This is a genomic window from Mesorhizobium sp. (assembly GCF_004962925.1).
Lineage (GTDB): Bacteria > Pseudomonadota > Alphaproteobacteria > Rhizobiales > Rhizobiaceae > Mesorhizobium.
In genome coordinates, this window is the sequence record NZ_SUEO01000099.1 from 14,763 (window position 1) to 17,444 (window position 2,682).

Sequence of the window (2,682 nt, forward strand, 5' to 3'; positions counted from 1 at the left end):
CGCGCTCGAGCAGAGGATTGCGCTCGATTTCGTCGTCGATGAAACGTTCCAGCTCGATGTGGGTGAACTGCAGCAGCCGTATCGACTGCATGAGCTGCGGCGTCATCACCAGCGACTGGGACTGTCGTAGCTGTAGTTTTGCCGCCAACGCCATGGTTCGGTTAAACGCCCTGTCTACGCATCCGGACTGCCGGAAGGAGTTGGGCATAGAAACTGGCCCGGCTTTTGCTTGTCAAGGCGACGGCGATCAAAACTCGCCTGTCGGCGCGTTATTCGGACGAGAAATCGGAGAAAAAGGTCTGTCTCGCGCCAAAAACCGCGTTTAGACAGAAATATTCACGCTCAGAGTGTAAATCCCTCGCCGAGATAAAGCCGCCGCACATCCGGGTTTGCGACCACTTCGTCGGCCCGGCCATGGGTCAGCACCTGGCCGGCATGGATGATGTAGGCGCGGTCGATCAGGCCAAGCGTCTCGCGGACATTGTGATCGGTGATGAGCACGCCGATGCCCCGCGCCGTCAGATGGCGCACGAGTTGCTGGATATCGGCGACGGCGATCGGATCGATGCCGGCGAAAGGTTCGTCGAGCAGCATGTATGCGGGGCGGGTCGCCAATGCGCGCGCGATTTCTAGGCGCCGCCGCTCGCCGCCGGAAAGCGACAGCGACGGGGCCTTGCGCAGATGGCTGATGTGAAACTCCTCGAGCAATTCGTCGAGACTGCGTTCGCGTTCCTTGCGGCTCTTTTCGACCACTTCGAGCACGGCACGGATGTTTTGCTCGACGGTCAGGCCGCGAAAGATCGACGCTTCCTGCGGAAGGTAGCCGATGCCGAGGCGGGCACGGCGGTACATCGGCATCGAGGTGACATCGAAGCCGTCGATTTCGATCGTGCCTTCGTCGACCGGCACCAGGCCGGTGACCATGTAGAAGCAGGTCGTCTTGCCGGCGCCGTTGGGACCGAGCAGTCCGACCGCCTCACCGGCGCGCACGCCGATCGTCACGCCGCTGACGACTTTGCGGCCTTTGTAGCTCTTGGTCAGGCCCTTCGCGATCAAGGTTCCCTTGAACTTTACCTGGTCGACGGTGACCGTGGCCGGCGCCGCAAGTTTGCCGGCGGCGCGTCCTGAGAGACGCGCCATCAGCGATGCTACGTCGGCCATCAGGGCTTCGCCGCTCCCGACTTCGGCGGCGTGATCGACATCATGACGCGGCCGCCGCAGGCGTCGACCTGGGCCAGGCCGCTCTTCATCTGCACGGTGAGCTTGCAACCGACCAGCACATTGTCGCCTTGCGAAAGCACGACCTTGCTGCCTGAAAGCACCAGCACTTCCGTCTTCATGTCGAAAGTGCCGCGGTCGCCGGTCGCGACCTGGTCATCCGATTTGATATAGACCTTGTTGGCGACTTCTAGACGGTCAATGTTGGCCGAGCCGGTCATCGCGGCACCGGCGGCCTCCGTGCCCTTGGCGGCAGCGCCGGCATCCTTGACATAATAGACCGTCATCTTGCCGGCCTTGAGCACGGTTGGGCCCTGGACGACGTTTACATTGCCCGTAAACACGGCGACGCTGTCCGCTTGGCGAACCTCGAGCTTGTCGCTTTCGATCTGGATGGGTTTGTCGCCGGACAGTTTGAGGCCCGACAGCTGGCTGGTGGCCTTGGACTGCGCCAGAGCCGGCGCCATCCCCAAGCCCAGCCCCAAAGTCAGCGCAAGGGCCGGCAACGCCGAAGCCGCGGCCACGAGTCGTGTCAAACTACTGAACCGCATTGGATGCTCCGCTCATTGCCTCTGCCGCCTTCAAGCTGGCGGGATCGATGTTGACACGCACTCTGTTCTCGAAAACCACGATCTTGCCGTTGTCCTGGATCGACATCGAATCTGCGGTGATCCGCGACCCGCCGCGGCTGACGTCGACCGGGTCACTCGTCTTCATAGTGCCTTTGCCCATGTCGAGAAAGACCGATTTGAACTTTGCCTCCAAGCCATCGGTGGTGGTTATGATGACATCGCTGGTCAGGCTCATCGTATTGCCATCGCGATTGTAGGTGCCGTGCGAGGCATTGACGGCCGCCACGTTGTCGGCCGAGAGCGGCAGCTTGGCGTCGATGCCCTCCAGATCGATGATGCCTTGCTTGCTCACGTCCTGTATGGCGCGCAAGGCGGTCATGGAATAGGGCAGTTTCTGCTTGGTGAACCCATTGAGCTTGGGGTTGGCCATCACCAGCTTGCCATCGGCGAAGGCGCTGCCGTCGGCCTGGACCTGGATCGAGACAGGCGCCGCGAGATACGAATAGACCGGGAAGGCGACCGCGATCGCGGCAGCGACCAGCGGCACCGCCAGCTTCAAGATACGCACACGGCGCGAATGGCGCTGGGCAATGCCGAAGGCGTCGACCCGTGCCGGGCCTACGTTCGGGGGGGCCAACTCCGTCTCGGTGTTGGTCGGTTCGATCGGTCGCGCTAACATAACTGCTTTCTTTTAAACCCCTGCCGCCAAGCACCCTATAGGTGGGATGCCGGCGCCCTCAAGCAAGCACAAGCGGAGGAAAACCGCAAAAGTGTGACGGTTGCTGTGGCACAAACGAAAATGAAACCGGCACAACTTGCACCTCATACCAGATACAGGGGGACAGCGTTAGGGCCTGTGGATTGGTCTTGATGTCACTTGAAACGCCGGCTC

3 protein-coding genes and 1 pseudogene are annotated in these 2,682 nt (G+C 61.4%); all 4 read right to left on the reverse strand.

Annotation, left to right across the window (positions count from 1 at the left end):
• Nucleotides 1-154 (reverse strand): annotated as a pseudogene (locus E5W87_RS19580) (RNA polymerase sigma-54 factor); the annotation flags it as partial.
• Nucleotides 155-342: 188 nt separating this feature from the next.
• Nucleotides 343-1,161 carry an LPS export ABC transporter ATP-binding protein gene (gene lptB / locus E5W87_RS19585; protein WP_292400993.1) on the reverse strand — a complete coding sequence of 273 codons (819 nt, stop codon included), beginning with the start codon at nucleotides 1,159-1,161 and terminating at the stop codon, nucleotides 343-345.
• On the reverse strand, nucleotides 1,161-1,769 hold the full coding sequence (locus E5W87_RS19590) for an LptA/OstA family protein (protein ID WP_292400996.1): 609 nt from the start codon (nucleotides 1,767-1,769) through the stop codon (nucleotides 1,161-1,163). The genes lptB and E5W87_RS19590 overlap by 1 nt, the downstream gene beginning before the upstream one ends.
• Nucleotides 1,756-2,469: an LPS export ABC transporter periplasmic protein LptC gene (gene lptC / locus E5W87_RS19595; protein WP_292400999.1), complete on the reverse strand. Its 714-nt coding sequence runs from the start codon at nucleotides 2,467-2,469 to the stop codon at nucleotides 1,756-1,758. Before lptC ends, E5W87_RS19590 begins: the two co-directional genes overlap by 14 nt.
• Nucleotides 2,470-2,682: the final 213 nt, after the last annotated feature.

Coding starts and splice junctions, on each gene's coding strand:
- lptB (WP_292400993.1), bottom strand. CDS start 1,161: ATGGCCGACGTAGCATCGCTGATGGCGCGTCTCTCAGGACGCGCCGCC.
- E5W87_RS19590 (WP_292400996.1), bottom strand. CDS start 1,769: ATGCGGTTCAGTAGTTTGACACGACTCGTGGCCGCGGCTTCGGCGTTG.
- lptC (WP_292400999.1), bottom strand. CDS start 2,469: ATGTTAGCGCGACCGATCGAACCGACCAACACCGAGACGGAGTTGGCC.